This window comes from Spirosoma oryzicola, from assembly GCF_021233055.1.
Classification (GTDB): Bacteria; Bacteroidota; Bacteroidia; order Cytophagales; family Spirosomataceae; genus Spirosoma; species Spirosoma oryzicola.
Genome location: NZ_CP089538.1, coordinates 773868 through 795193, shown reverse-complemented (window position 1 = coordinate 795193; position 21326 = coordinate 773868). Strand labels below are relative to the sequence as shown.

The following is a 21326-nucleotide window of genomic DNA, read 5'->3' as shown; positions in this document are numbered from 1 at the left end:
TTCGCTACAATGTCTTAGTGGAGAACCTCCATTTCCATTAACTCGCCGAACATATCTTTGCCGACAAGTCCCTCTACGGAATCAACTGAGTTGATGTTCAAAAGCAGATCACGTAGGTCCTCCGTAATTTCATACGTCTGATACAAACGACGGTCAAATAGAATAGGTGCCTTTTCAAGATCACAAAGGGTGTACCGATCTTGATTAAACGTTGGGCGTGCAGGCCAGCGCCCCTGTTCCGTTCGTTTTGGTTCTTCTGGTTCCAAAAACGAATTGATATATGTCCACCCTTCCCATTGGGCTGGGTAGCGCTTTAGATAAGGCCAGAAAGCCTTGTACAACTGCGTCATTGCTTCCTGACAGTACATATCCCGATCACTGTGGCGAATAGGCCGGATGGGGTCAAGACAATGAACTACATTTCTTAAATCAGGTTGACGATAACAAACTACGGGTACAATGGGTACACCGGTAGCATGAGAAAGATACGCAACTCCTTTACGCGTCAATACTCGACGATCCCCTAGCGGCACTGAAATAAACTTATCTTCCTCGCCGGGTTCAGGTGCTGTCTCAGGGCTACCATCGACATAAACAATCAACGACCTTCCTGCTTTCAATTCCCGCAGAACGGTTAGCCCAGCAGAGGGGCTGTTCGCTTCGACAATGCGGAAAATATTGGTCAGGTTATACTTTTTGCGTAAACCTTCAGCATGTTCTATCATTCCTTCTCCTTGATGACGGTTTGCATTGCTGCCAAGCAGCAGTACACAATCGACTCCCCGTCGAAACAATAAACTCGTCAGAATTCGATACGATCCAAGGTGATAGGTACAATAGATGCGAGGGCTATCCAGCTTTGTTAATAATTCCTGCGCTCCACTTGTTTTTACTAGATCGCCGGCCGTTAAACACTGGTGATCGAACGTAGTAAAAACCTGTTGCAACAATAACTCCTGAAATAGCGTTTCGTGTTCACTGCGAGGAATGAAGGGCATGATGTTTTCGACATTAGCAGAAAACGTTGTGAACTTCATCAGGTAGCCTCGTTCCTTGTGCAGATCAATCTGCTGGAAGTGATCCCGACAACGGGAAAGTTCTTGTTTGTAAAGACGCAGTGCGGATGACATAATTTTTACCTGTTAAAGGGAAAAAGTAAGTTTAGAAGAGACTCCTTGGAAGGCCATTACATAGCAGCATGGTATATCTCCAGCAGCCAGTCGTAAGATACTTTCTGATTCTCTTTTAGCAACAGACAAAACGTTGTTCTTGGTTGCTTGAACGGCTTTGATTGCGAATTGCTTTTTCATGATGACTTTTCTGTTTTTTCGTTCGATTTGTTTGCTTGATCAGCGCTGTTTTAGGCACTGTTTGAAAGCGATCTCGGCAAGAAGCAATTTCTTGTTTGTGGAGATGCTGGGCGGATGGCTTACTTTTACCTATTAAAGGGAAAGAGTAAGCTTGGAAGAAAGTCTGTTGAAGGCCATTACTTGGCAGCAACCGTTATCGTCGGCAGCTAGTCGGAGAATGCTTGCTGATTCTCTTTTAGCAATTGATAGAACGTTGTTTTTAGTTGCTTGAACGGCTTTGATTGCGAATTGCTTTTTCATGATGACTTTTCTATTTTTTCGTTTGGTTTACTTGCCTGGTTGGCGCTGTTTTGTGCGCCGTTTGATTGATACAAAATTAGATTCCAGGGCAAGGGTCATCAATCGAAGAAAAGTCTCAATAATGCGTATTGGATTAGTCAATTATTACCATTATCTTAGTCCAGATTTTTGCTAAGGGCAACATGAAAGCAATACAATTAACAAGGACTTTCCTAAAAAAGCCGATCTACGGAATTGGGCTTCTGTTAGGTATCGTTCTGCTTATTGAAGGGCTATCCTGGACATCTGCCTACACAGTCAAAGTAGAAAAGCTGGTTAAAGCTGGGGGCCTTCTGCCCTACGTCAGCCTTTGGTTGAGAAGCCTGCTTATTCCGGAAATATGCAGCACATACATCATTATTACATTAATCAATCTGCATCATACCCGTTATAAGATCGATTCGGTCGATTTGACGTGGCGTGATATAACCAAATACGAGCTTTTACTGCTGCCTACGATTCTGTTGTCGTTTTTCGTTTTCAACCCGGCAACTGAAACGATCCGCTTTTTGCTAGAGCAGTTTCCTAACTATACCTTTTCAAAATACTGGGAAGTATACCTGGGAGGCACTTTTACCGCTGGTATCTACTTTCGTTATCTAATTCCAATGCTGTTGATTGGTTACATTGTAACCAATACGTCTCTGCTATCTGACTATTTTACGCAGCGACAGGAAGCTCAGGAAGCAGCTGAGAGTCAGGCGGCTATGGCCGTTCAGGCAGCTCAAGCTGCCATTGCAGCACAAACAACCGTAGCTGCTGCGCCCGCCAGCAATTATTTATCCCACATGAAGGGTAAAAACCAGCACGGCGAACTCGACTTCCCCGTTGAAGACGTTTACTTCTTCACCATTGAAGATCGATACTACTACGCTCAGCTGGAAAAAGGCCAGTATTTAGTCGCAAAAACGCTGAATGAACTAGAAACGGAATTAGATCCTAGTCGTTTCTTCCGCATCAAACGCGACTATATTGTTAATCGGCAGGCTGTTCTTAATTACGCATATTGGGAGAATGGCAAATACATTGTTCGATTAAACACACCTGATCGACACGAAATAGTGGTTCCTCGTGCCCGTATGCAGGAATTTCGTGAATGGTTACAGGGTAATGGTCAGCGTCCATACGCTGATACGTCTACGGATTCGTTTATCATGGCCTCCTGATTAATTGATTTCATAAGTAACTCTTTACGGATATACCGTATCTTGGCAATTGACGACAGCTACCTAATTGTAGCTTTTTTGCTATATGGGTTTTATGATTTACGGCAGTTCGGTAGCTAATCCCCAACTGATCGGCAATTTCTCCAGCAGTTAAGCCATTAGCGACCATTCTTAAGACCTCGCGCTCCCGGTCCGTCAATCGATTTAGTTCATCTCGTGTGCTATCGGAGAGTACTTCCACACCAAAATTCTTCAGCAAGCTCATAAATCCGCTACTGTAATAGCACCCGCCTGCACTGACGGTCTGAAAACAACGATATAGCTCATCCAACCCATCGCTAGCGTACAAAAAGCCAAAGAAGCCCATTTGCATGGCTTTGGCAATCATGCGCAGGTCAGGTTTGCTCGTATACAGAATGAACTTCGTCTGATAATTAGACTGTTGCATCTCTTCAACTATATCAAAACTTCGCTTACCGGAGATCTCGGACTCAAGAATAACGCATTGGGGACGTTTGACACGAATTTGCTTCAGCGTATCCTCCATCTCGACAGCACGTCCTACTACATTGTATCCTTGCTCCTTTAGCAGTTGACTCAATACTTCACAATTGAATACTTCTGACTGCGCCACGAGAATAGAAAAATCCCGTCGACGTAGTGCGAAGTTTTTTGCGCCATCCTGATTTGTCGTTGGCTGATCCATGTCTGTTATTTGTAAAAGAGTGATTGAAAGTACTAGCCTATTTAGAGTTTAAACAACAACAACATTCTGAAATCACCATTTCTCCGGACGAAATCACCGAAAACAGGCCCTTTTTATGGGTGATTTCGTCCGGAGAAATGGTGATTTCACGCAAAACGACTTGTTTTACCTTATAGTACCATACTACTTTTGATCATCAGCCAACCGTCTGTCTATTCAGAAACTAGCGATATGATGATCCAGGAAGAACCAATGTCGTCTGCTTACGAAGCGTCCTCAACTGAAATACAAAGTATAATCATGGAGTGGGTAGAAGCCACGGAACAGTTCCATCGTCGCTACGCTAAACTCACTGAGGTTATCAATTCGCTCCAGTCTAATAGTCATCGGCAGTCGAACGCAAACAACCGGTCGCGCTTACGCAAACTTATTACATTACGTCATCATATGAGCGATGTCTTAATGACTTTAATGGTTGATATGTCTGGTCAAAAAGCGGGCCGAGCCATGCAACCTTCTAAGCCTGGACAACTTCATTCTCACGCTCGTTTGTTAACTGAATTGAACCGGGAAATTGACGCTGAACTGACCAGTGTTAAAACGGTAGCTATAGCTTAGTGTTCACCTCTCCTTCTTGATAAAGGCAAGTTCCCTAGGTAATTAGGGAACTTTTTTTGTGGTCATTATAGTAAAAAATTACTATTGTACTAAGATAAAAAAGTAATCGACAGATTGTTAACACTCTGCGTTATTTTGTTACTACGAAAGGCTTTAATGCATGGTGTGAGTACTAGCCGGATATGACTGTACCCAAAAGCTTAGATATTTCAATATCGATTCGCTTGAAGTGCATGAATTCGGACAAAAGTTGATCTGCTTCTTCAGGACTCTTGTTTTTACTTTCCCGCAATTGCTGCTGCAAGGTGTTCATGCGTCGCTCAGCGAGCATTTTCTTGATTCGTAGGATATTCTTGTACGCTGAATCAGCAAGAATAGAAATCTCTTCTTCGGATGGCACATAAATCTCGTGCTTGATCCACCCTTCGCTGATTTCGTAGCGTGGCGTAGTTAGGTTGATAGCCTGATTCTGAACGATAGAATCGTCCGAGGCTTGTTGCGTCAAAAAGTCGCCAGCCGTCAAGATATCTCCCCGGTGATAGGCTTCCCGGAAAAGTGTAAGAATAAGGTCGAAGGGGGGCGTTTGAAACTCTATATCGTGAAGTTCGCTTAGCACATACTGGCAAAGGGTAATTCCGGGTTCAAGCTCCCGTGCGCCGTAGTTCATCAATAGACGGATGCACTCCTCTTCCTGATACGACAGGGGTGTTCGGGCAGTGGATGTTCGGTTTCCCGGAGCAAGCGGCTGTTTCGGAACCGTTGGCTGTATACCCTCGATACCTGACTCAGCAAACAGCGCGTTCAATTCGTCGACCGATGGCTCCTGCTGTGATGTATCCTGCCTAGAAGCACGGTCGTGCTGACGATCATATTCTTTTTGAGTCTGGGCTTGCCGTTTTCGAAGCAAGCGGTTGATCTCGGAGATGACAGACTGCTCACTGACATGAAACACTTGCGCGACCCGCTGCGAAAGTGTCTGGCGCTTTAAGTGATCCGTTATTCGCGTGATGCTAGCGCACACGTCTGAAATACCTTCCGCTCGTTTGTGCGGGTCATCACCAGCTTCTGAGAGCCACTGTCCGGCTTTAAAGTCAATAAAATCCTGTGAGTTTGTCTTAATGTACTGCTTGAATGCATCAGCGCCTACCTTATGAACGTAACTGTCGGGGTCTTCGCCATCGGGCAGAAGAAGCAACCTTAGATTCAACCCTTCTTCAAGCACCATATCAAGGCCACGCAGGGCCGCTTTTATCCCGGCAGCGTCGCCATCATACAAAATAGTGACGTTTGATGTGAAGCGGGCAATCAACCGGATCTGTTCCGTTGTGAGCGAAGTACCCGACGAAGCCACCACGTTTTTAATCCCGGCCTGGTGAAGCGATATAACGTCGGTATAGCCTTCTGTCAGGTAACAGACATCCTCCTGCCTGATGGTTTGTTTTGCCTGATAGATTCCGTACAGAACCTGGCTTTTGTGGTAAACCGTCGTCTCGGGCGAGTTTAGGTATTTAGGCTGGTTCTTATCCGTCTTTAGGATACGAGCACCAAACGCAATGACACGCCCCGAAACGTTATGGATTGGAAACATAACGCGCCCCCGGAAGCGGTCGAATACTTTACCGCCTTCCTTACTCAATATGAGACCCGCTTTCTCCAGGAGATCGCGATTGTAGCCTCTACGCACTCCTTCGTTCATGAGCGCATCCCACTGATCGAAGCTGTAGCCCAGTTCAAAGGCTTCGAGCGTAGGGTTGGTAAAACCACGCTCACGGAAATAAGTTAGTCCGATACTTCGCCCCTCATCCGATTTCAGCAGAGCCTCCTGGAAAAACGTTTTGGCGAAATTTAAAACAATCAGCAAACTCTCCCGCTCGTTTTGCCGCAACAACTCTTCGGGCGTCTGCTCCTGTTCTTCAATCTCAATACCGTACTTCTTAGCCAGGTACCGAAGTGCTTCGCCGTAACCGATGTTTTCTATGTCCATTACGAATTTCACCGCATCTCCCGCTTTACCGCAGCCAAAACATTTATAGATTTGTCGAACGGGGTTAACGTTGAATGACGGCGTTTTCTCGTTGTGAAACGGGCAACAGGCGATGTAATTACTGCCGCGCTTCTTTAGAGAGACAAAGTCATTAATAACTTCGAGAATATCAGCCGACTGGCGGATTCGCTCAACTGTTTCTTCGGGAATACGCATGGACAATGAGAATTGAGAAATCAAATTTACTCTGAAAGTCGGCCCCTTTGCCAGTTCGCAAACGCAAAACAGGAATATTAATCTGCATCTGGCAAATTTTTTGCTGACGGATCAGCTAGGCACTTGATCCAAGATCATGTCCTTATCCGTAGCTTATGAACGATTATTTACCGTTAGTTCTAGTGGACAAACTGGTGTCTTTGCGTGTGCTGCGCAGAGCATGGGTACCGCTACTAATTTTAGCTATTCTTCAAGCGTGCCGCCTTCAGCCTGTTGAACCAACTCAACCGGATGCCAACGCACCAAGCGGTAAACCAGCCAATCAATACAATGCCGATGTTGCTAGCCAGTGGGCAGTCCTTCAACTGAAGCTGACAATGACAACACCTGGCTTTAGTCCACCAGTAGCTTCCCGAGCGTTTGGTTACGCTGGTCTGGCTATGTACGAAGCGGTTGTTCCCGGCATAACGGATCACAGGTCGCTGGCGGGTCAACTTCAGGGCTTAACAACCCTCCCCAAGCCCGACGCCAAGGAATATAACTGGGCACTTTGCGCCAATGCTGCCGAAGCAACGATCTTACGTAGCCTGTACACAACGGCCTCGACTGCGAACAAGTCAGCCATCGACGCGCTCGAAAAAACGCTGTACGCCGACTTTAAGGGCTCAGACGAGGGCGTCAATCAACGTTCTGTAACGTTTGGGCAGAATGTAGCCAATGCGTTGTTTGAATGGTCTAAAACCGACGGGGGACATGAGGGCTATAGCCGAAATTTTCCGACCAGCTATGTCGTACCGACGGGGCCGGGACTTTGGCAAACGACAGAAAACGGACAGAAGATTCCGATGCAGCCTTACTGGGGGAAGAACCGAACGTTTGTCAAAGCAAATATGGACTTGCCGATGCCTAAACCGCTACCCTATTCGACGGATGTGAAGTCAGCAATGTTCGCACAGTATCTGGATGTATATGTAAAATCGAAAAACTTGACCCAGACAGAAAAGGAGATTGCCGTATGGTGGGCCGATAATCCTGCTGAAACGTTCACACCACCTGGTCATTCGTACAGCATCGCCAACATTACTGTTAAGACGGCTAAAGCAGATCTGGCGAAAGCCGCCGAAACGTTTGCCAGAACAGGTATCGCAGTCTCTGATGCGTTCGTATTATGCTGGCGGTGTAAATATTTGTTCAATAACCTTCGGCCCTACACCTATGCTCGGCTGGCCATTGATCCGGCCTGGGTTCCATTCTGGCCAGCTCCCCCCTTCCCCGGCTATCCTTCAGGTCACGCTACGCAGTCGTCGTCAGCCGCTATCGTGTTGACTGACTTGTACGGCGAGAGTTTCGCTTTCACAGATGATTCGCACGTCGGTCGGGCAAAGGATGCCAGTCGGAACGTTGAGTTTAAAGCCCGCTCGTTCAAATCGTTTGTCGAGTCCGCGCAGGAATCGGCAGACTCCCGCTTTTACGGAAACATTCACACCCGTCAGGACAATGAGACGGGATTAACCGAAGGAAAGAAGATTGGAGCCAATGTCAATGCCCTTGCTTGGAAGAAGTAGCGTTATGGCTTAGCGCATTCCGGCCAGCATTTCTTCTCGGGTTGGTCGATCAGCGTTCAAATCATAGCTGATGCCTTCAAGGTCCAGATAGTCCATAAACTCACGGTGCCGGTCTTTCTCAACCGTGAATACGTACCAGTTTTCGTAAGGTTCGTTGAATAGCTCAACTTCCGTCAGCGAGGCTTTTTTCTGCAGCGCCTGATATTGTTTTGTTTCGAGGGTAGCCTGTTTTATAAGGAAGTACCACATGTAGAAATACGATTTATGTCAATAAACGAAAACCCCGCGTAACAGTTTGCTACGCGGGGTTTTCGTTTTACTGGGGCAACACAACCTGACTCGCTTATTTGTTGGCTGCCAAGATGTAATCAGCGAGCACTAAACCAGCCTCAGTCAGATACAAATCTTTCTTTTTCTTCGGAGTCGGCGTTCCGGTTTCATCAACAGTAGCCGTTATCTGAGAGACCTTGTTCGCAGCAGTGCGTTTGCGTTCTGCCTCTTCCCGTTCTTTCCGACGTTTCGTTTCCTGTAACGACACAACCGTATTCTCCTTTGCCTTTTTGAAATCGGCCAGATCCTGCGCCAGTTGCTTCAACTCCGGATCGGATTTAAGTCGCTGATCAAAGCGATCCCGCAGACGAGCCAGGATTTTATCGTCGAGGCCACGTGACTGCTCATAACGCGTCGAATTGATCTGATCCCAAGGCAACGCACTTGGCTGCGAGCTTTCGCCATACTCTTCAGCCGAGAAAGCGGATGGCAGCTCGATGTCTGGCGTAACACCCCGGTGTTGCGTACTGCTACCATTTATCCGATAAAACTTCTGGATCGTCATTTTCACCTGACCAACTTTTTCCGGCTCTTTAGGCAGCCACTGGTTTAAATCGATCAATGTTTGAACCGTACCTTTACCGAAGGTCTGTCCACCCACAATAACGCCCCGTTTGTAATCCTGAATAGCCGCAGCAAAGATTTCAGACGCTGAAGCACTGAATCGGTTTACCAGCACAGCCATTGGGCCATCGTAAGCCACAGACGGATCGGGATCGGTGTAAACTTCTGTTTCACCCGATGACTCGCGAACCTGAACAACGGGCCCTTTGGGAATAAACAGACCGGTGAGGTTAATAGCTTCGGTAAGCGATCCACCTCCGTTGTCGCGCAGGTCGATAACAATACCGTCTACTTTCTCGCCTTTCAGCTCTTCCACGAATTTCTTCACGTCACTCGTTGTGCTGCTGAATCCTTCTTCGCGCTTGCGGGCTCCCTCGAAATCACGGTAGAACATCGGAATGTTGATAACACCGATTTTGAATGCCCGACCGTTATCGGAAACCTCGATGACTTCTTTTTTAGCTCGCTGCTCTTCCAGCTTGATCTTCTCCCGTACCAGTCGGATTTCTTTCGGTGGCGCACCAGCTAATGCGTTAGGAGCAATAACCTGCAACCGCACAATCGTGCCTTTCGGTCCTTTGATAAGCTTGACTACATCATCGACCTGCCAGTTCATGGTGTTAACCATCGGCCCGTTATCGCCCTGCGCAACGCCGGCAATCTTATCGTCTTTGTTGAGCAGCTTGCTTTTGAAAGCTGGACCGCCCGGCAGAATGTCCGTGATACGAATGTAATCACCATCTTCCCGAAGCATCGCACCGATCCCTTCCAGCGACTGGCTCATCTCCTGGTTGAAGCGATCCGCGTTTGTGGGCGAAAGATAGTTCGTGTGAGGGTCAAGCGCTTCGGCAAACGAGTTCATATACATCTGAAATACATCGGCGCTCTTGATCCGGTTGATCGCCTTATCAAGATTCGTGTACCGCTGGGTCATCAGAGCGACTACGGCGCTGTCTTTACGATTGCCTAGACGAAGCTCCAGCTCCTGGTTTTTCAGGATTTTCCGCCACAGTTCGTTTTGTTCTTCTGCCGTTTTTGGCCAGACCGCTTTTTCACGATCCGTATTGAACGTCTCATCCGTCGTGAAGCTCAACGGTTTTTTGAGCTGCTCTTTAATGAATTCGCTACGTTCCTGGTACCGCTTGCGGAAGACGTTGTACAGGTCGTAGGCCGCTGTCAGATCGCCGTTAACCAAGGCGTCATCAATCTGATAACGATATTTCTCAAAAGCCGCTACGTCTGACGCCAATAGATAGGTTTTGCTACCATCTACTTCTTTCAGATAATTGTCCCAAACAACGGACGACAGCGAGTCATTCAGTCTTACTTTGCGGTAATGGTAGGTCGTTAATAGCTTAGCTACCAGCGTTTCCACCTTCTCCTGCGAAATAGACGGTTTCAAATCGTCATTGGGAGACGAGGTTTGGCCACCTGAAAGGGGCGCACCGCCTGGAGTGTAAGCTCCAGAAGGAGAATCCGGCTGAAAACTCAGCATCAGCACGGGCAATAGGGTCACCAGATACTTCTTCATCTACATTACCCAGATTAGTCGCGAACGGGCGAATAAGTAAATGAGCCAGCAATTGTCTGTTCAGACTGTCGGCGCTCATTTATTTATTCGCCATTCCCTCATTGTTTAACTATATCAAGCAATTCGACATCAAACACCAATGTCGAGCCCGGTTTGATGTCAGCACCGGCCCCCCGGTCACCATAGGCTAAATCTGAAGGAATGAATAGTTTCCATTTTGAACCGACCGGCATCAACAGAAGCGCTTCGGTCCAACCTTTAATCACTTCATTCACACCAAATTCCATTGGCTGACCACGTTCTACTGAACTATCAAATACTTTACCATCAAGTAAGCGGCCCGTGTAATGTACTTTAACCCGATCCGTGGCAGTTGGTTTAGCACCTGTACCTTCTTTTTCAACAGAATACTGCAATCCGCTGGCTGTCGTAACAACGCCCGATTTTGCTTTATTCTCAGTCAGAAAAGCACTCCCGATTTTTTTGTTTTCGGCCGATGCTTTCTGCCCTTCAGCGTTACGGATGGCGTATTGCTTTTGAGCGTAGGCATTTAGAATCTGCCCGGCCTGCTCCTGCGTCAATTGCGTTTTTTGACCACTCAATGCATCCTGAAGACCACGCGTCAGCAGGTCGTTATTCAGCTCGGTCATGCCCTGTTGTTTCAGGTTCTGGGCCATAAAAAGACCAATGCTGTAGCTTATGGAATCCTGAGACGACACGATGGCACCTCCTGTAGTTGATTTGGCAGTCGAAGCAGGTTTGACACCTGTGGCGGGTCTTTTAACAGCTGGTTTTTTAACTTGGGCCGTCGCAGCGCTGGCGACAAAAACAGCCGACGCAACACCGGCCAGCATCCATTGGTTGAACTTCATGCGAACTTAAAAGGGAGTGATATACACTAAACTGATTACTGATAAAACGTGAACAGATACTAGAAAAGTTTGGAGAATAACGGTTTCGATGAAATTTTACTTTACCGCTCCATAAACAGTGGCGATAAACCTTTCCAGAAAGACTATTCTGCTTACCCATTAAAAGTAACGCATACAAACTGCTTTCGCTACGCTTACCTTCTTAAAATACTCCAAATTTGGACGAACGGCTTAATTCTTCGCTTAATGGTCCTTCTAATAAATAGGCGTCCGCCGGAAAAGTCTAAGGTTCAGCGAATGATTATTGAATTATTCATAATTTTATTAAATTTTAATCATACCTTTGCGGCCGAAAATCGATCTATAAATTTCATCCTACTTATATGGAATCCGTAAGACCCGACGAGATATCAGCCATCCTGCGCCAGCAGCTAGCCGGTACACAAACCGAGGCTGAACTCGAAGAAGTCGGTACGGTGCTGCAAATCGGTGACGGCGTAGCGCGTATCTACGGCCTCTCGAAAGTGCAGGCCGGCGAATTGCTGTCGTTCAACAACGGGCTTCAGGCGATGGCCCTGAACCTCGAAGAAGACAACGTTGGAGCCGTATTACTCGGCGACTATTCGGAAGTCAAAGAAGGCGACACGGTTAAGCGCACTGATCAGATTGCTTACGTAAGCGTTGGCGATGGTATCCTCGGTCGTGTTGTTAACACGCTCGGCCAGCCTATTGACGGCATGGGTCCTATTCAGGGCGAGCTATTCCAAATGCCGATGGAGCGGAAAGCACCAGGCGTTATCTTCCGCCAGCCGGTAAACGAACCGCTGCAAACAGGTATCAAAGCAATCGACGCCATGATCCCCATCGGACGGGGTCAGCGCGAGTTGATCATCGGCGACCGTCAGACGGGTAAAACCGCTGTGGCCATCGATACCATCATTAACCAAAAAGAATTTTACGACAGAGGTCAGCCCGTATACTGCATCTACGTTGCCTGCGGTCAGAAAGCCTCGACCGTAAAGCAGGTAGAAGCCACCCTACGGAAAGCAGGCGCTATGGACTACACGGTTATCGTGTCGGCTAACGCGTCGGATCCTTCGCCAATGCAATTCTTTGCGCCGTTTACGGGTGCAGCTATTGGTGAATACTTCCGCGACACAGGCCGTCCAGCGCTTGTTGTTTATGACGATCTGTCGAAACAGGCGGTTGCTTACCGTGAAGTATCGCTGCTGCTGCGTCGCCCACCAGGACGTGAAGCGTATCCAGGAGACGTATTCTATCTGCACAGCCGGTTATTAGAGCGGGCGGCTAAAATCAACGGTAACGACGAGATTGCCAAAAACATGAACGACCTGCCACCTTCGTTGAAAGACAAGGTGAAAGGTGGTGGTTCGTTGACGGCACTTCCAATCATCGAAACCCAGGCCGGTGACGTATCTGCCTATATCCCAACCAACGTAATTTCGATTACGGACGGACAGATCTTCCTGGAGTCGAACTTGTTCAACTCCGGTATTCGGCCTGCTATCAACGTTGGTATTTCGGTATCGCGGGTAGGTGGTAACGCGCAGATCAAGTCGATGAAGAAAGTAGCGGGTACGCTTAAACTTGATCAGGCTCAGTTCCGCGAGTTGGAAGCTTTCGCGAAATTCGGTTCAGACCTTGATGCCTCGACGAAGCTGACCATCGAACGGGGTCGCCGGAACCAGGAGATGCTGAAACAAGCTCAGTATGCACCAGTTCCTGTCGATCAGCAGGTAGCTATCATTTACGCTTCGACAAACGGGTTACTTGACAAAGTCCCCGTCAACAAAGTAAAAGCGTTTGAAAGCGAATTTGCGATGGTACTTAGCGCGCAGTATCCAAACATTCTGGCTGACCTCCGCGCAGGTAAGCTTACCGACGAAGCAACCGCGACGCTTAAGAAAGTTGCGGCTGATCTGTCAGCACAGTATTAAACTAGTTTTCAGTTTACAGTTTTTAGCGGGTGATCAACACGTTGACGTCAGGCTGAAAACTGTAAACTATTAACTGAAAACTATCATATGGCCTCACTAAAAGAAGTACGCGCCCGGATATCGTCGATTAACTCAACGCAGCAGATCACCAAAGCCATGAAAATGGTGGCTGCGGCCAAGTTACGTCGGGCTCAGGATAATATTACGCAACTACGTCCTTACGCTCAGAAACTGAGCCAGATGCTCGGCACGGTATCGGCGGGTGCAGAAACAGCGTCAGAAAGTCCTTACAAGCAGGCACGTCCTGTTGACCGGGTGCTTCTGATCGTTATTACATCCGATCGTGGCTTATGCGGAGCCTTTAACGCAAACGTTGTAAAAGCTGCGCTGACCTTGATCGATGAAAAATACGCTGCACAGGCTCGCCAGGGTAACGTACAGATCATGGGCATTGGCAAGAAAGGTGCAGAGGCATTCCAGCGTCGGGGTTTCAAAGTCAATACAAACCACATTGATACCTTCGGATCGTTAAACTTCGCAACCGTACGAGCTGCGGCTGAGGAAGCAATGGAAGGCTTCGTCAACGGAAGCTACGATGTGGTTGAAGTGATTTATAATGAGTTCCGGAACGCAGCGGTACAGATCGTGCGGACGGAGCAAATGCTACCCATTGTCGCTACGGAAGCGCCAGCGGGATCAACAGCATCAGCTATCAATTACATTTTCGAACCAGCCGAAGAAGAAATCATCACGGAACTGATTCCTAAAACGCTGAAGATTCAGTTGTACAAAGCCGTCCTTGACTCAAACGCGTCAGAGCACGGTGCGCGAATGACGGCCATGGATAAGGCTACTGACAATGCCGGTGAACTGCTGAAAGAGCTTCGCCTGGTATACAACCGGACTCGTCAGGCTGCTATTACGACCGAAATTCTCGAAATTGTCGGTGGTGCTGAAGCGTTGGCCAGCGCCTAAATATCTTTTTCTATCGTACAAAGAGCACGACCGATCCAGTCGTGCTTTTTTTGTGTATAATTGCCTTAAGCCAATCCTTGTTAAGATTGGCTTAAGGCCTGATTAAAAACTCATTATATTCTGATTATCAATAATTTACATTCTATCGGAGCCATTAATTATCAAGCAATATCAGGAACCAATCAAGGTAACATTTAGTTATTTAGTTGTCATATACGAAGGACGCTTTTCTTAACGTTAAGTAATCGGTTTGACACCCATAACGATTCCAAATCACATGAAACTCAAAGGTATAATTAGCAGTCTTTTTATCGCCGGTACGCTGGCGTCCTGCGCTCCTGCCATTACGGTTAAATACGATTACGATCCTAAAGTAAACGTTCGTCAGTTTACTACCTACCGGATTGAAGCGGACCGTCAACGTAACGCTGATCCTATCGTTGGTAGCAACCTAAATCAACGCCGGATCGCTGATGCACTTGATCAGTCGCTGAAAGCGCGCGGCTATAAGCCTGTTACGCAAGGTGAAGCGGATCTAGTTGTTCGTTTCTTTACGGACTCCCGTGATCGTCAGCAAATCCAGTCTAACAACATGTACTCACCTTATTCGTGGTGGTACGGTGGTATGGGTAACAATGTTTACTCACGGCAGTATGAAGAGAACCGTGTCGTTATTAACGTTTCCGACGCTCGTACGAACGATATCGTCTGGCAGGGCTGGGCAACCGGTCAGCTAAACAACCGAAACAAAGAACGCGACCGCGATCAAACCTTCCGGGAAACAGTAACCAGCATCATGAAAAACTTCCCAGAAAGTGCTGGTCAGGACTACGGTGCAGCGCGCTAAGGAATTCAGGTCCTTGATTAAAACCTACGGTACGTCTGTACCGTAGGTTTTTTTATGGCCATAGCTTTTTGTTTATTTGCAGTTTTCCAACTAAACCACATGTCTGCTAGCCGAGGAGTCGTTTATTCGCTCCTGACCGTAGTATTTGTTCTACTGTTAGGCATTGCGGCTTTGCTCATGGTAGCGTACAGCAGACACCAGAGGCTCGAAGATACGGCACACGACCTCCGACGCAGCCTCGATCAGCAGGATAGGCAGATCAAGAATTTACAGCAACGACTCGAAAATTGCGACACGGTTGACTCCGTCGCTCCCATCGACACCTCCTGGCAACTATCTCCCCGTGACTCGAAACATGTCGTTAGCCACAACTAAAGGCGAGAGTCTTGGCTTCTCAATCTATTGAGGTAAAGGAGAATGATGATTAGTTTATCAGCGGGCATATTCACAATTGACCCACTCGCGTTGACTTAACCACATCCTTGATAAGCTTTTGTGCTCCTTTCATAATTATTTAGATTTATTATAAATAATAGACCTATTTGTTTGGAATCTTTTTAAACAAAGACTAGGTTTGCCATACACAACCGCTGTGCAAGCCTTATCTCATTAGTTATTGGTGAGCGGCTGCAACCAGCCTATAAATCGAAGTTTTCAGGCTAACTGCTTAAAATCTAAACTATTATGATATGCCAGTGCCACCTCTTGTCTGAATCAGTCAGTGGGCGTATCGTGCTTTATGGACATACCGCTCCCGACGACACTCATAATATTGCCTTACAGTTCAACAACATAACTCAATGGCTGTGCTACGAAGACTTTCTGGCGTTGGAATGGAATGTAAGATGCATCGACGCGAACGCTTATTTTGACGCTCACCCGCACGAGGATCGTGTTCATTTAAGCACCCCTTCCCGCTACTTAAGCTTTAGCTTTCGTCCAAATGAGCTAGTTGAATTAAGGCAGATGTTAGGTCGGGCGGTGGCCAGACTCCATTGGATTGAAACCCTCCGTAACGCACAGAATTAAATACCATGCAAAACGTGCTTGTTTTCAGGACAAATATCAATACTGACCAACGAGTTCATCGGGCGGCCTGTCGACTCTGTAAATTGCGGGGAATATGCCGATGGAGCGTTGATCTGGAAGACTGTGACTGCGTTCTACGCATTGAAACCGAATCGCTCACTGAGTCGGATATTATCAGGTTGCTGACACGGGCCGGCCTTCAATGTGAAGCGTTGAATTAGATATACCCACCGACTTTTTAAAACGCGTATCGCTTAAACGAAAAAAGGCACCTGTTGAGGGTGCCTTTTTGTATAGTTTGATTCGGAGCTACGCTTCAAAAACGTTTCCGTCGTAAGTAACGCTCGATACTTTTTGATCCAGGTAGTAGATCTGATCGGCTGGGATCTGATCAAACAGATCGAGGCAGCGACGAGCGATGTATTCTTCTTCCATCTGCTCTTTCACGTACCATTTCATCAGTTCTTCGGAAGCGAAATCGCTCTCCCGACGGCAGATTCCAATGATCCGGTTGATTGAGTCGGTTACCGCGATCTCCTGCTCTAAGGCCGCTTCGAACACGGACCGGAATGAATCGAACTCCTGGCTGACAGCGGGTACTTCCGGAGAATAAGCGGTTGCACCCTGGTCGCAGAGATAATGAAATATCTTCATACCATGGTTACGCTCTTCTTCCGACTGCTTATAGAAGAAACCAGCGCTGTAATCGAGACCGTTCCGATCACACCAACCCGCCATCGCCAAATATTTCGACGACGAGATCATTTCCATTTGTATTTGCTGATTCAGGGCCAGCTCGACGCTTTCTTTGATAGACGTACGAAGTCTTGCTAGATCTTTCATAGTATGTGTTACCGTATTCGGTGAGTTGATTCTGCTTAATTGTTCAACAAAACAACAACAAAAAACCGACTGTTGTTACGCAGCCGGTTGATTATCAGAAAATTTAGAAGCAGTCTATTTATTAGTATTTGGATAACGAACAGCCGCACTCACGAAGCATCGTATTAAGTTCAAGCATGAGTTTAGCGCCATTCAACAACTCCCGCAAATGAATGATTTCACAAAGCGTTAGCACATAGCAACGCTCAGAACGGGGTGGCGTCAAAATCTCTACGTCATAGGCAGCGTCGGTACTGAGTGCCATTTGCCGAACATCAATCGTTTCGACCATCCGCCGGAACTGCGCAAAATCGCGCGCTGACAGTTGTGTATGGGTATCCCAAAACTCCAGAACCAGTCGATTCGTTACATCGCACTGATAAACAACACCTCGATCCGTTTTAAAGACTTCCTGATAGGTAGCCGGTACGTTGCTGGTCATAGTCACACAAAAGATGTGCAAATATAAAAAAACGAACGCTCAATTTAGATAATTTCTAAACAATATTTATTCTAGTAGGAAAGGGTTCCTTTGTTAACCCAACCGATTTGGCCGTTCATACTACGAACAAGCTGAAAACCAGCGAATACCGACAATATATCGATGGACGAACCCGATGGCAACGTGTTTAGGATACCAGCCTGACTATCGGCGGCATCGAGCAAATTAGTGGATGTTGTAAGCGCGAATCGCCGGAGCGGTCGTTTGATCGTTTCCGTTGCACTGCTGGCTACATATCCTAGTTCGCCACCAGGTAGTTCTATACGAAGCCAGGTTTCTGTTCCGCCTGCAATCGTTAGCGCGGTTGATTTAACGACCTCCCGGACAACGGGCGCATCACTGCCGGGTGCTGACCGAACAAACGTGCGTGCGGCCACCACACGAACAGAATCTCCCAACCGCGACGCAGGCAGCAATGCCTGCCGGGCAGGGCCCCGACCAAGCCGGATAAACGGCAACGGATCAGTTGCGCCACCAGAGCTGTAGATACCAAAATGCAGATGAGGTCCCGTAGTGCGGGCGTTACCCGTATTACCAACATAACCAACAGTATCACCAATCGACACGCGCTGACCAGCGTTCACATTCCAGCGGTCGAGATGGGCGTAGTACAGCCGAATGTCGCGTTCATTGTCCGACAGAAACACAACGTTACCGCCCAGACTATTGGTTGTGACGCCTGTAATAACGCCATCGACCGATGCCACCGCGGGTGTTCCGCGCGGGGCGAAAATATCTACGCCTTCATGACGTCGGCGTCCGGCATCACGCGAGGCTCCGAAAAAGCTACTGATCTGCCGACTGTCGCGACCCTGCACCGGAAAGCTAAGCGCAGGTTCCCGCGTAATGGAAATGGTGTAGTTGCCGCTCCGCAACAGCTCAGGCTGGATTCGGATTAGAAAATTTTGCGTTCGGCGGGGCTCCCAGGCCAACACATTGGTATCGGCTTTTGAAGCCGCCTGCAAACTGGTTCGATTTCGGTCATCCAGCGCGAACACATCAATAAATACCTGTGCTTCTTTTTGACCCTGCGTTTCCACCTTTACCAAGAAGCGATCTCCCCGCTGGGCACTCATCCGATACCCAACGGCAAAGGGCTTATTGGCCGAGAAATAACCGCTCTCACGGTAGGGAATTGAAATTGTTAATGAATCACGTAGCGCACGCTCGCCAGCAGCGGCCCAGTCGGCCCCTAATGCCGTACGATCCAGCTTCGCGTCTTTCAGCGACTGGCCGTACTGGTCGTGGGGTGACGATGGACGAAATAGGTTTGTTGCGGGACCAACACCCGTACAGGCGTGCAAAAGAGCCACGCCGACACTTGTTACGAAGAAACGAAATACAGACTTAAATTCCATAGTAGAACTATAGATTAAACGATTATACAGCACCAAATAGTTTAAGCAGTTAGTTACTGAACTGCGTTTTCGCAAACCAGACCAAGCTTGATAACTCCAATAACTAAGCGTTTGCTAAGAAATAGGTTACCGAGCCTAAAGGATTTAAGAGCGAACGCTATTAAATTGATTTACTGGCCTGAAATTGCTAAACTTGCGTTGACGTTGCTCTCTTCCATCGTGGATTCAATTACAGTCTTTGCTCCTGCTACCGTTGCCAATGTGGCTTGCGGATTCGATATTTTTGGTTTTGCCGTCGATAATCCCGGCGATCAGATCACGTTGACAATTAGTCCTGAACCAGGTGTGCGCATCAAGGACATCATCGGCGATGAAGGGCGCCTACCCCGCGAAACCGGACGAAACACAGCCGGTATTGCTATCCAGACCTATCTTAAACAGATCAATCGGACCGACATTGGCGTTGACGTTGTTTTGCGCAAACAGATGCCATTGGGTAGTGGACTAGGTTCCAGCGCAGCCAGCGCCGTAGCGGGCGTGTATGCCATCAATGAATTGCTCGGACGGCCATTGCCAATCGTAAAGCTGTTGCCGTTCGCTATGGAAGGCGAGCGCATTGCCTGCGGTTCGGCCCATGCCGACAACGTTGCACCGTCGTTGTTAGGTGGTTTTGTCGTCATTCGGAGCTATCAACCGCTGGATGTGGTTCGCATTGAAACACCCGCCACGTTATTTTGTACGCTTGTTCACCCTGATATAGAGGTCAACACAAAAGATGCCCGGTTTATTCTGAAAAACGAGGTGTCTCTCAAGAACACCATCACGCAGATGGGCAACGTAGCCGGCCTGATTGCCGGTCTGATGACGCCAGACTACGGCCTGATCAGTCGTTCGCTGGTCGATGTAATTATTGAACCCGTACGGTCGATTCTGATTCCTGAGTTCAACGAAGTGAAGCAGGCTGCCTTAGCGAACGGTGCGCTCGGCTGTAGCATTTCGGGATCGGGTCCGTCGATGTTTGCCCTCAGCCGCGACATACAGACAGCGGAGAAGGTCGGAGCGGCTATGCAGCAAGCCTTTTTATCGGTCGGCATTACGAGCGAGACGTACGTTTCGGAGATCAATCGGCAGGGACCAAAAGTATTAGCTCACCAAGCAGTTACCAACGAACAGTAAACGTTTTCGTCGCTTTTACCTGGTACACTGCTGGCATGCTAAAGTTGCTCCCAACCGAGTTGCCAGCCATTTACCTGCGTCGGTAGGGCCGCGCCGGGTTGTTTTGGCTGCTCAGTGGCCACTAATTTCAGCGGAATGGTTTCCTGCGTTTGCGCGCTGATCAGCCGGTCTGTACGCAAAAAAGCTCGTTTGGACACCGGATCGATCAATTCTACGTACGCGTGAATCACGTCGCCAACGGCAAACGTCCGTTCATTGATTGTTACAGGCTGTACGACCTGGAACATAAAAAACTTTCCTTCGGCAAGAGGGCCATCGCTTAAACTTCGGGTAATTAATCGATTTGGCGCTACTACAGTCACTGAACTAGACGAACCAGCTACATTGGCCACTGGCGACTCCGTTGGTTCGGGACTTTCAGTCGGCGTTTCATCTTCAGTCAACAGCACTACCGTTGTCGTCGAGTCAGCGATAAACGTCGGTTCTCCTTTTTCGATCGCTTCCGGGAAATCCGTTTCATCCATGTCGAAGGACGCTAAAATAGCTGCTCGCTCAGCAGCGGATACCGACATTTCCGAATCACTCAATGCGGCTATGTGGTGGTTGCTCAGATGCGATGGATAAGCCTGAGGCCGTGTCAGAAGTTCTTTGATAGCAATAGCCTGAAACAGATAGGCTTTTGTTTCTGCGGCCCGATAAGGCAGTGCCATTGGGTGCACATCAGGATACCGACGACTCAACTGCTGGATATAATTCGGTCCGGCGTTGTAGGCCGTAGCCACTAACATCCATGAACCTAGCTGATCATACAATTCGTTCAGGTATTGGCAGGCGGCATGGGTCGCTTTCTGAAGATTGAAGCGTTCGTCGTGTCGGCGCGATACGTTCAGTCCAAGCGACTGCGCTGTCTGGGGCATAAGCTGCCAGAAACCAGCCGCTCCTTTCCGCGAAACAGCCCGATTGGTTACGGCGCTTTCCAGCAGTGGCAAAAACTTAAAATCGGACGGAATTCCGTATTGCTTTAGAATAGGCTCGATTAACGGAAATACGACTGATGCCCGCCGTTTCAGTAAAGACAATGTACTGGCCAGCGCAGCCTGACGTGATAGGGTACGGCTCCAATGCGCCGTGATCGTCGGTTGATTGGTCGGCAGATTTTCGCCACAGAAATGTACTGCTTCAACTAAGTTAGGCTTTGCTGACAGCAGGAACTCGGTAGTTGAACTGCTCGCATTGAGGGCAAGGAATTGGTTTGTTTGGGCTAAAGCCGACAGGCTGCTAAGAGTGGTTAAACAGCCGATTCCGGCTGCAACCATCTGAATGAATTTCGTCATTGACAACAGTGAGTTACGGTAGGTACGCGTACAAGCCGCTCATTTGAACGGTAATTGATTATTG

21 protein-coding genes are annotated in these 21326 nt (G+C 48.0%); 9 read left to right on the top strand and 12 right to left on the bottom strand.

Features of this window, described 5'->3' with window-relative positions; genetic code table 11:
- Window positions 1-14 precede the first annotated feature (14 nt).
- The 3 genes from LQ777_RS03320 to LQ777_RS03310 all read right to left on the bottom strand — a co-directional run bounded on the left by LQ777_RS03320 (window position 15) and on the right by LQ777_RS03310 (window position 1610).
- On the bottom strand, window positions 15-1130 hold the full coding sequence (locus LQ777_RS03320) for a lysophospholipid acyltransferase family protein (RefSeq protein ID WP_232561103.1): 1116 nt from the start codon (window positions 1128-1130) through the stop codon (window positions 15-17).
- Window positions 1131-1142: 12 nt separating this feature from the next.
- Complete coding sequence (locus tag LQ777_RS03315; RefSeq protein WP_232561102.1) at window positions 1143-1310, bottom strand: hypothetical protein; 168 nt, start codon at window positions 1308-1310, stop codon at window positions 1143-1145.
- 132 nt (window positions 1311-1442) lie between these two features.
- On the bottom strand, window positions 1443-1610 hold the full coding sequence (locus LQ777_RS03310) for a hypothetical protein (protein ID WP_232561101.1): 168 nt from the start codon (window positions 1608-1610) through the stop codon (window positions 1443-1445).
- 182 nt (window positions 1611-1792) lie between these two features.
- Here LQ777_RS03310 and LQ777_RS03305 point away from each other — a divergent pair, with 182 nt between their 5' ends.
- Complete coding sequence (locus LQ777_RS03305) at window positions 1793-2815, top strand: LytTR family DNA-binding domain-containing protein (protein WP_232561100.1); 1023 nt, start codon at window positions 1793-1795, stop codon at window positions 2813-2815.
- A gap of 10 nt (window positions 2816-2825) precedes the next feature.
- Here LQ777_RS03305 and LQ777_RS03300 read toward each other — a convergent pair whose 3' ends face one another.
- Window positions 2826-3521: a LuxR family transcriptional regulator gene (locus LQ777_RS03300; protein WP_232561099.1), complete on the bottom strand. Its 696-nt coding sequence runs from the start codon at window positions 3519-3521 to the stop codon at window positions 2826-2828.
- 231 nt (window positions 3522-3752) lie between these two features.
- On the opposite strand from LQ777_RS03300, the gene LQ777_RS03295 reads away from it, so the two are divergent.
- Window positions 3753-4139 carry a hypothetical protein gene (locus LQ777_RS03295; RefSeq protein WP_232561098.1) on the top strand — a complete coding sequence of 129 codons (387 nt, stop codon included), beginning with the start codon at window positions 3753-3755 and terminating at the stop codon, window positions 4137-4139.
- Window positions 4140-4311: 172 nt separating this feature from the next.
- On the opposite strand, the gene dnaG is transcribed toward LQ777_RS03295, so the two are convergent.
- Window positions 4312-6339: a DNA primase gene (dnaG, locus tag LQ777_RS03290; RefSeq protein ID WP_232561097.1), complete on the bottom strand. Its 2028-nt coding sequence runs from the start codon at window positions 6337-6339 to the stop codon at window positions 4312-4314.
- A gap of 155 nt (window positions 6340-6494) precedes the next feature.
- On the opposite strand from dnaG, the gene LQ777_RS03285 reads away from it, so the two are divergent.
- On the top strand, window positions 6495-7904 hold the full coding sequence (locus LQ777_RS03285) for a vanadium-dependent haloperoxidase (RefSeq protein WP_232561096.1): 1410 nt from the start codon (window positions 6495-6497) through the stop codon (window positions 7902-7904).
- 9 nt (window positions 7905-7913) lie between these two features.
- Here the strand turns inward: LQ777_RS03285 and LQ777_RS03280 are convergent, their stop codons facing one another.
- The 3 genes from LQ777_RS03280 to bamJ form a co-directional block, all read right to left on the bottom strand.
- Window positions 7914-8153 (bottom strand): hypothetical protein, encoded by a 240-nt coding sequence (locus LQ777_RS03280; RefSeq protein ID WP_232561095.1) that lies wholly within the window; start codon window positions 8151-8153, stop codon window positions 7914-7916.
- A gap of 94 nt (window positions 8154-8247) precedes the next feature.
- Entirely contained in the window at window positions 8248-10329 is a 2082-nt protein-coding gene (locus LQ777_RS03275; protein ID WP_232561094.1) for a carboxy terminal-processing peptidase, read from the bottom strand.
- 98 nt (window positions 10330-10427) lie between these two features.
- Window positions 10428-11201, bottom strand: a complete 774-nt coding sequence (gene bamJ, locus LQ777_RS03270; protein ID WP_262923904.1) for a BamJ family beta-barrel-assembly machinery protein — start codon at window positions 11199-11201, stop codon at window positions 10428-10430.
- Window positions 11202-11584: 383 nt separating this feature from the next.
- Between bamJ and atpA the strand changes: the two genes are divergently transcribed.
- The 5 genes from atpA (at window position 11585) to LQ777_RS03245 (ending at window position 16010) form a co-directional block, all read left to right on the top strand.
- Window positions 11585-13159, top strand: a complete 1575-nt coding sequence (atpA, locus tag LQ777_RS03265; RefSeq protein WP_232561093.1) for a F0F1 ATP synthase subunit alpha — start codon at window positions 11585-11587, stop codon at window positions 13157-13159.
- Between the two features lie 87 nt (window positions 13160-13246).
- Window positions 13247-14134 carry an ATP synthase F1 subunit gamma gene (gene atpG / locus LQ777_RS03260; RefSeq protein WP_232561092.1) on the top strand — a complete coding sequence of 296 codons (888 nt, stop codon included), beginning with the start codon at window positions 13247-13249 and terminating at the stop codon, window positions 14132-14134.
- Window positions 14135-14411: 277 nt separating this feature from the next.
- Window positions 14412-14981, top strand: a complete 570-nt coding sequence (locus tag LQ777_RS03255) for a DUF4136 domain-containing protein (RefSeq protein WP_232561091.1) — start codon at window positions 14412-14414, stop codon at window positions 14979-14981.
- A 99-nt stretch (window positions 14982-15080) separates the two neighbouring features.
- Complete coding sequence (locus LQ777_RS03250; protein ID WP_232561090.1) at window positions 15081-15356, top strand: CbtB-domain containing protein; 276 nt, start codon at window positions 15081-15083, stop codon at window positions 15354-15356.
- A 330-nt stretch (window positions 15357-15686) separates the two neighbouring features.
- Complete coding sequence (locus LQ777_RS03245; RefSeq protein WP_232561089.1) at window positions 15687-16010, top strand: hypothetical protein; 324 nt, start codon at window positions 15687-15689, stop codon at window positions 16008-16010.
- Window positions 16011-16319: 309 nt separating this feature from the next.
- Here LQ777_RS03245 and LQ777_RS03240 read toward each other — a convergent pair whose 3' ends face one another.
- From LQ777_RS03240 to LQ777_RS03230, 3 genes are all read right to left on the bottom strand, one after another.
- Window positions 16320-16853: a ferritin gene (locus tag LQ777_RS03240; protein WP_232561088.1), complete on the bottom strand. Its 534-nt coding sequence runs from the start codon at window positions 16851-16853 to the stop codon at window positions 16320-16322.
- A 121-nt stretch (window positions 16854-16974) separates the two neighbouring features.
- Window positions 16975-17334: a hypothetical protein gene (locus tag LQ777_RS03235; protein WP_232561087.1), complete on the bottom strand. Its 360-nt coding sequence runs from the start codon at window positions 17332-17334 to the stop codon at window positions 16975-16977.
- Window positions 17335-17405: 71 nt separating this feature from the next.
- Entirely contained in the window at window positions 17406-18752 is a 1347-nt protein-coding gene (locus LQ777_RS03230; protein WP_232561086.1) for a M23 family metallopeptidase, read from the bottom strand.
- A 219-nt stretch (window positions 18753-18971) separates the two neighbouring features.
- Between LQ777_RS03230 and LQ777_RS03225 the strand changes: the two genes are divergently transcribed.
- Window positions 18972-19928, top strand: coding sequence for a homoserine kinase (locus LQ777_RS03225; protein WP_232561085.1), 957 nt, complete (start codon window positions 18972-18974; stop codon window positions 19926-19928).
- Window positions 19929-19966: 38 nt separating this feature from the next.
- On the opposite strand, the gene LQ777_RS03220 is transcribed toward LQ777_RS03225, so the two are convergent.
- Window positions 19967-21262: a lytic transglycosylase domain-containing protein gene (locus tag LQ777_RS03220; protein WP_232561084.1), complete on the bottom strand. Its 1296-nt coding sequence runs from the start codon at window positions 21260-21262 to the stop codon at window positions 19967-19969.
- Between the last annotated feature and the right edge of the window lie 64 nt (window positions 21263-21326).

Bases quoted from the DNA above. Each gene is read 5' to 3' on its own strand.
- dnaG (WP_232561097.1), bottom strand. From the start codon at position 6,339: ATGCGTATTCCCGAAGAAACAGTTGAGCGAATCCGCCAGTCGGCTGAT.
- LQ777_RS03315 (WP_232561102.1), bottom strand. From the start codon at position 1,310: ATGAAAAAGCAATTCGCAATCAAAGCCGTTCAAGCAACCAAGAACAAC.
- LQ777_RS03240 (WP_232561088.1), bottom strand. From the start codon at position 16,853: ATGAAAGATCTAGCAAGACTTCGTACGTCTATCAAAGAAAGCGTCGAG.
- LQ777_RS03295 (WP_232561098.1), top strand. From the start codon at position 3,753: ATGATGATCCAGGAAGAACCAATGTCGTCTGCTTACGAAGCGTCCTCA.
- LQ777_RS03310 (WP_232561101.1), bottom strand. From the start codon at position 1,610: ATGAAAAAGCAATTCGCAATCAAAGCCGTTCAAGCAACTAAAAACAAC.
- LQ777_RS03275 (WP_232561094.1), bottom strand. From the start codon at position 10,329: ATGAAGAAGTATCTGGTGACCCTATTGCCCGTGCTGATGCTGAGTTTT.
- LQ777_RS03220 (WP_232561084.1), bottom strand. From the start codon at position 21,262: ATGACGAAATTCATTCAGATGGTTGCAGCCGGAATCGGCTGTTTAACC.
- LQ777_RS03250 (WP_232561090.1), top strand. From the start codon at position 15,081: ATGTCTGCTAGCCGAGGAGTCGTTTATTCGCTCCTGACCGTAGTATTT.
- LQ777_RS03280 (WP_232561095.1), bottom strand. From the start codon at position 8,153: ATGTGGTACTTCCTTATAAAACAGGCTACCCTCGAAACAAAACAATAT.
- LQ777_RS03305 (WP_232561100.1), top strand. From the start codon at position 1,793: ATGAAAGCAATACAATTAACAAGGACTTTCCTAAAAAAGCCGATCTAC.
- LQ777_RS03320 (WP_232561103.1), bottom strand. From the start codon at position 1,130: ATGTCATCCGCACTGCGTCTTTACAAACAAGAACTTTCCCGTTGTCGG.
- LQ777_RS03235 (WP_232561087.1), bottom strand. From the start codon at position 17,334: ATGACCAGCAACGTACCGGCTACCTATCAGGAAGTCTTTAAAACGGAT.
- LQ777_RS03300 (WP_232561099.1), bottom strand. From the start codon at position 3,521: ATGGATCAGCCAACGACAAATCAGGATGGCGCAAAAAACTTCGCACTA.
- bamJ (WP_262923904.1), bottom strand. From the start codon at position 11,201: ATGAAGTTCAACCAATGGATGCTGGCCGGTGTTGCGTCGGCTGTTTTT.
- LQ777_RS03230 (WP_232561086.1), bottom strand. From the start codon at position 18,752: ATGGAATTTAAGTCTGTATTTCGTTTCTTCGTAACAAGTGTCGGCGTG.
- atpG (WP_232561092.1), top strand. From the start codon at position 13,247: ATGGCCTCACTAAAAGAAGTACGCGCCCGGATATCGTCGATTAACTCA.
- LQ777_RS03255 (WP_232561091.1), top strand. From the start codon at position 14,412: ATGAAACTCAAAGGTATAATTAGCAGTCTTTTTATCGCCGGTACGCTG.
- atpA (WP_232561093.1), top strand. From the start codon at position 11,585: ATGGAATCCGTAAGACCCGACGAGATATCAGCCATCCTGCGCCAGCAG.
- LQ777_RS03285 (WP_232561096.1), top strand. From the start codon at position 6,495: ATGAACGATTATTTACCGTTAGTTCTAGTGGACAAACTGGTGTCTTTG.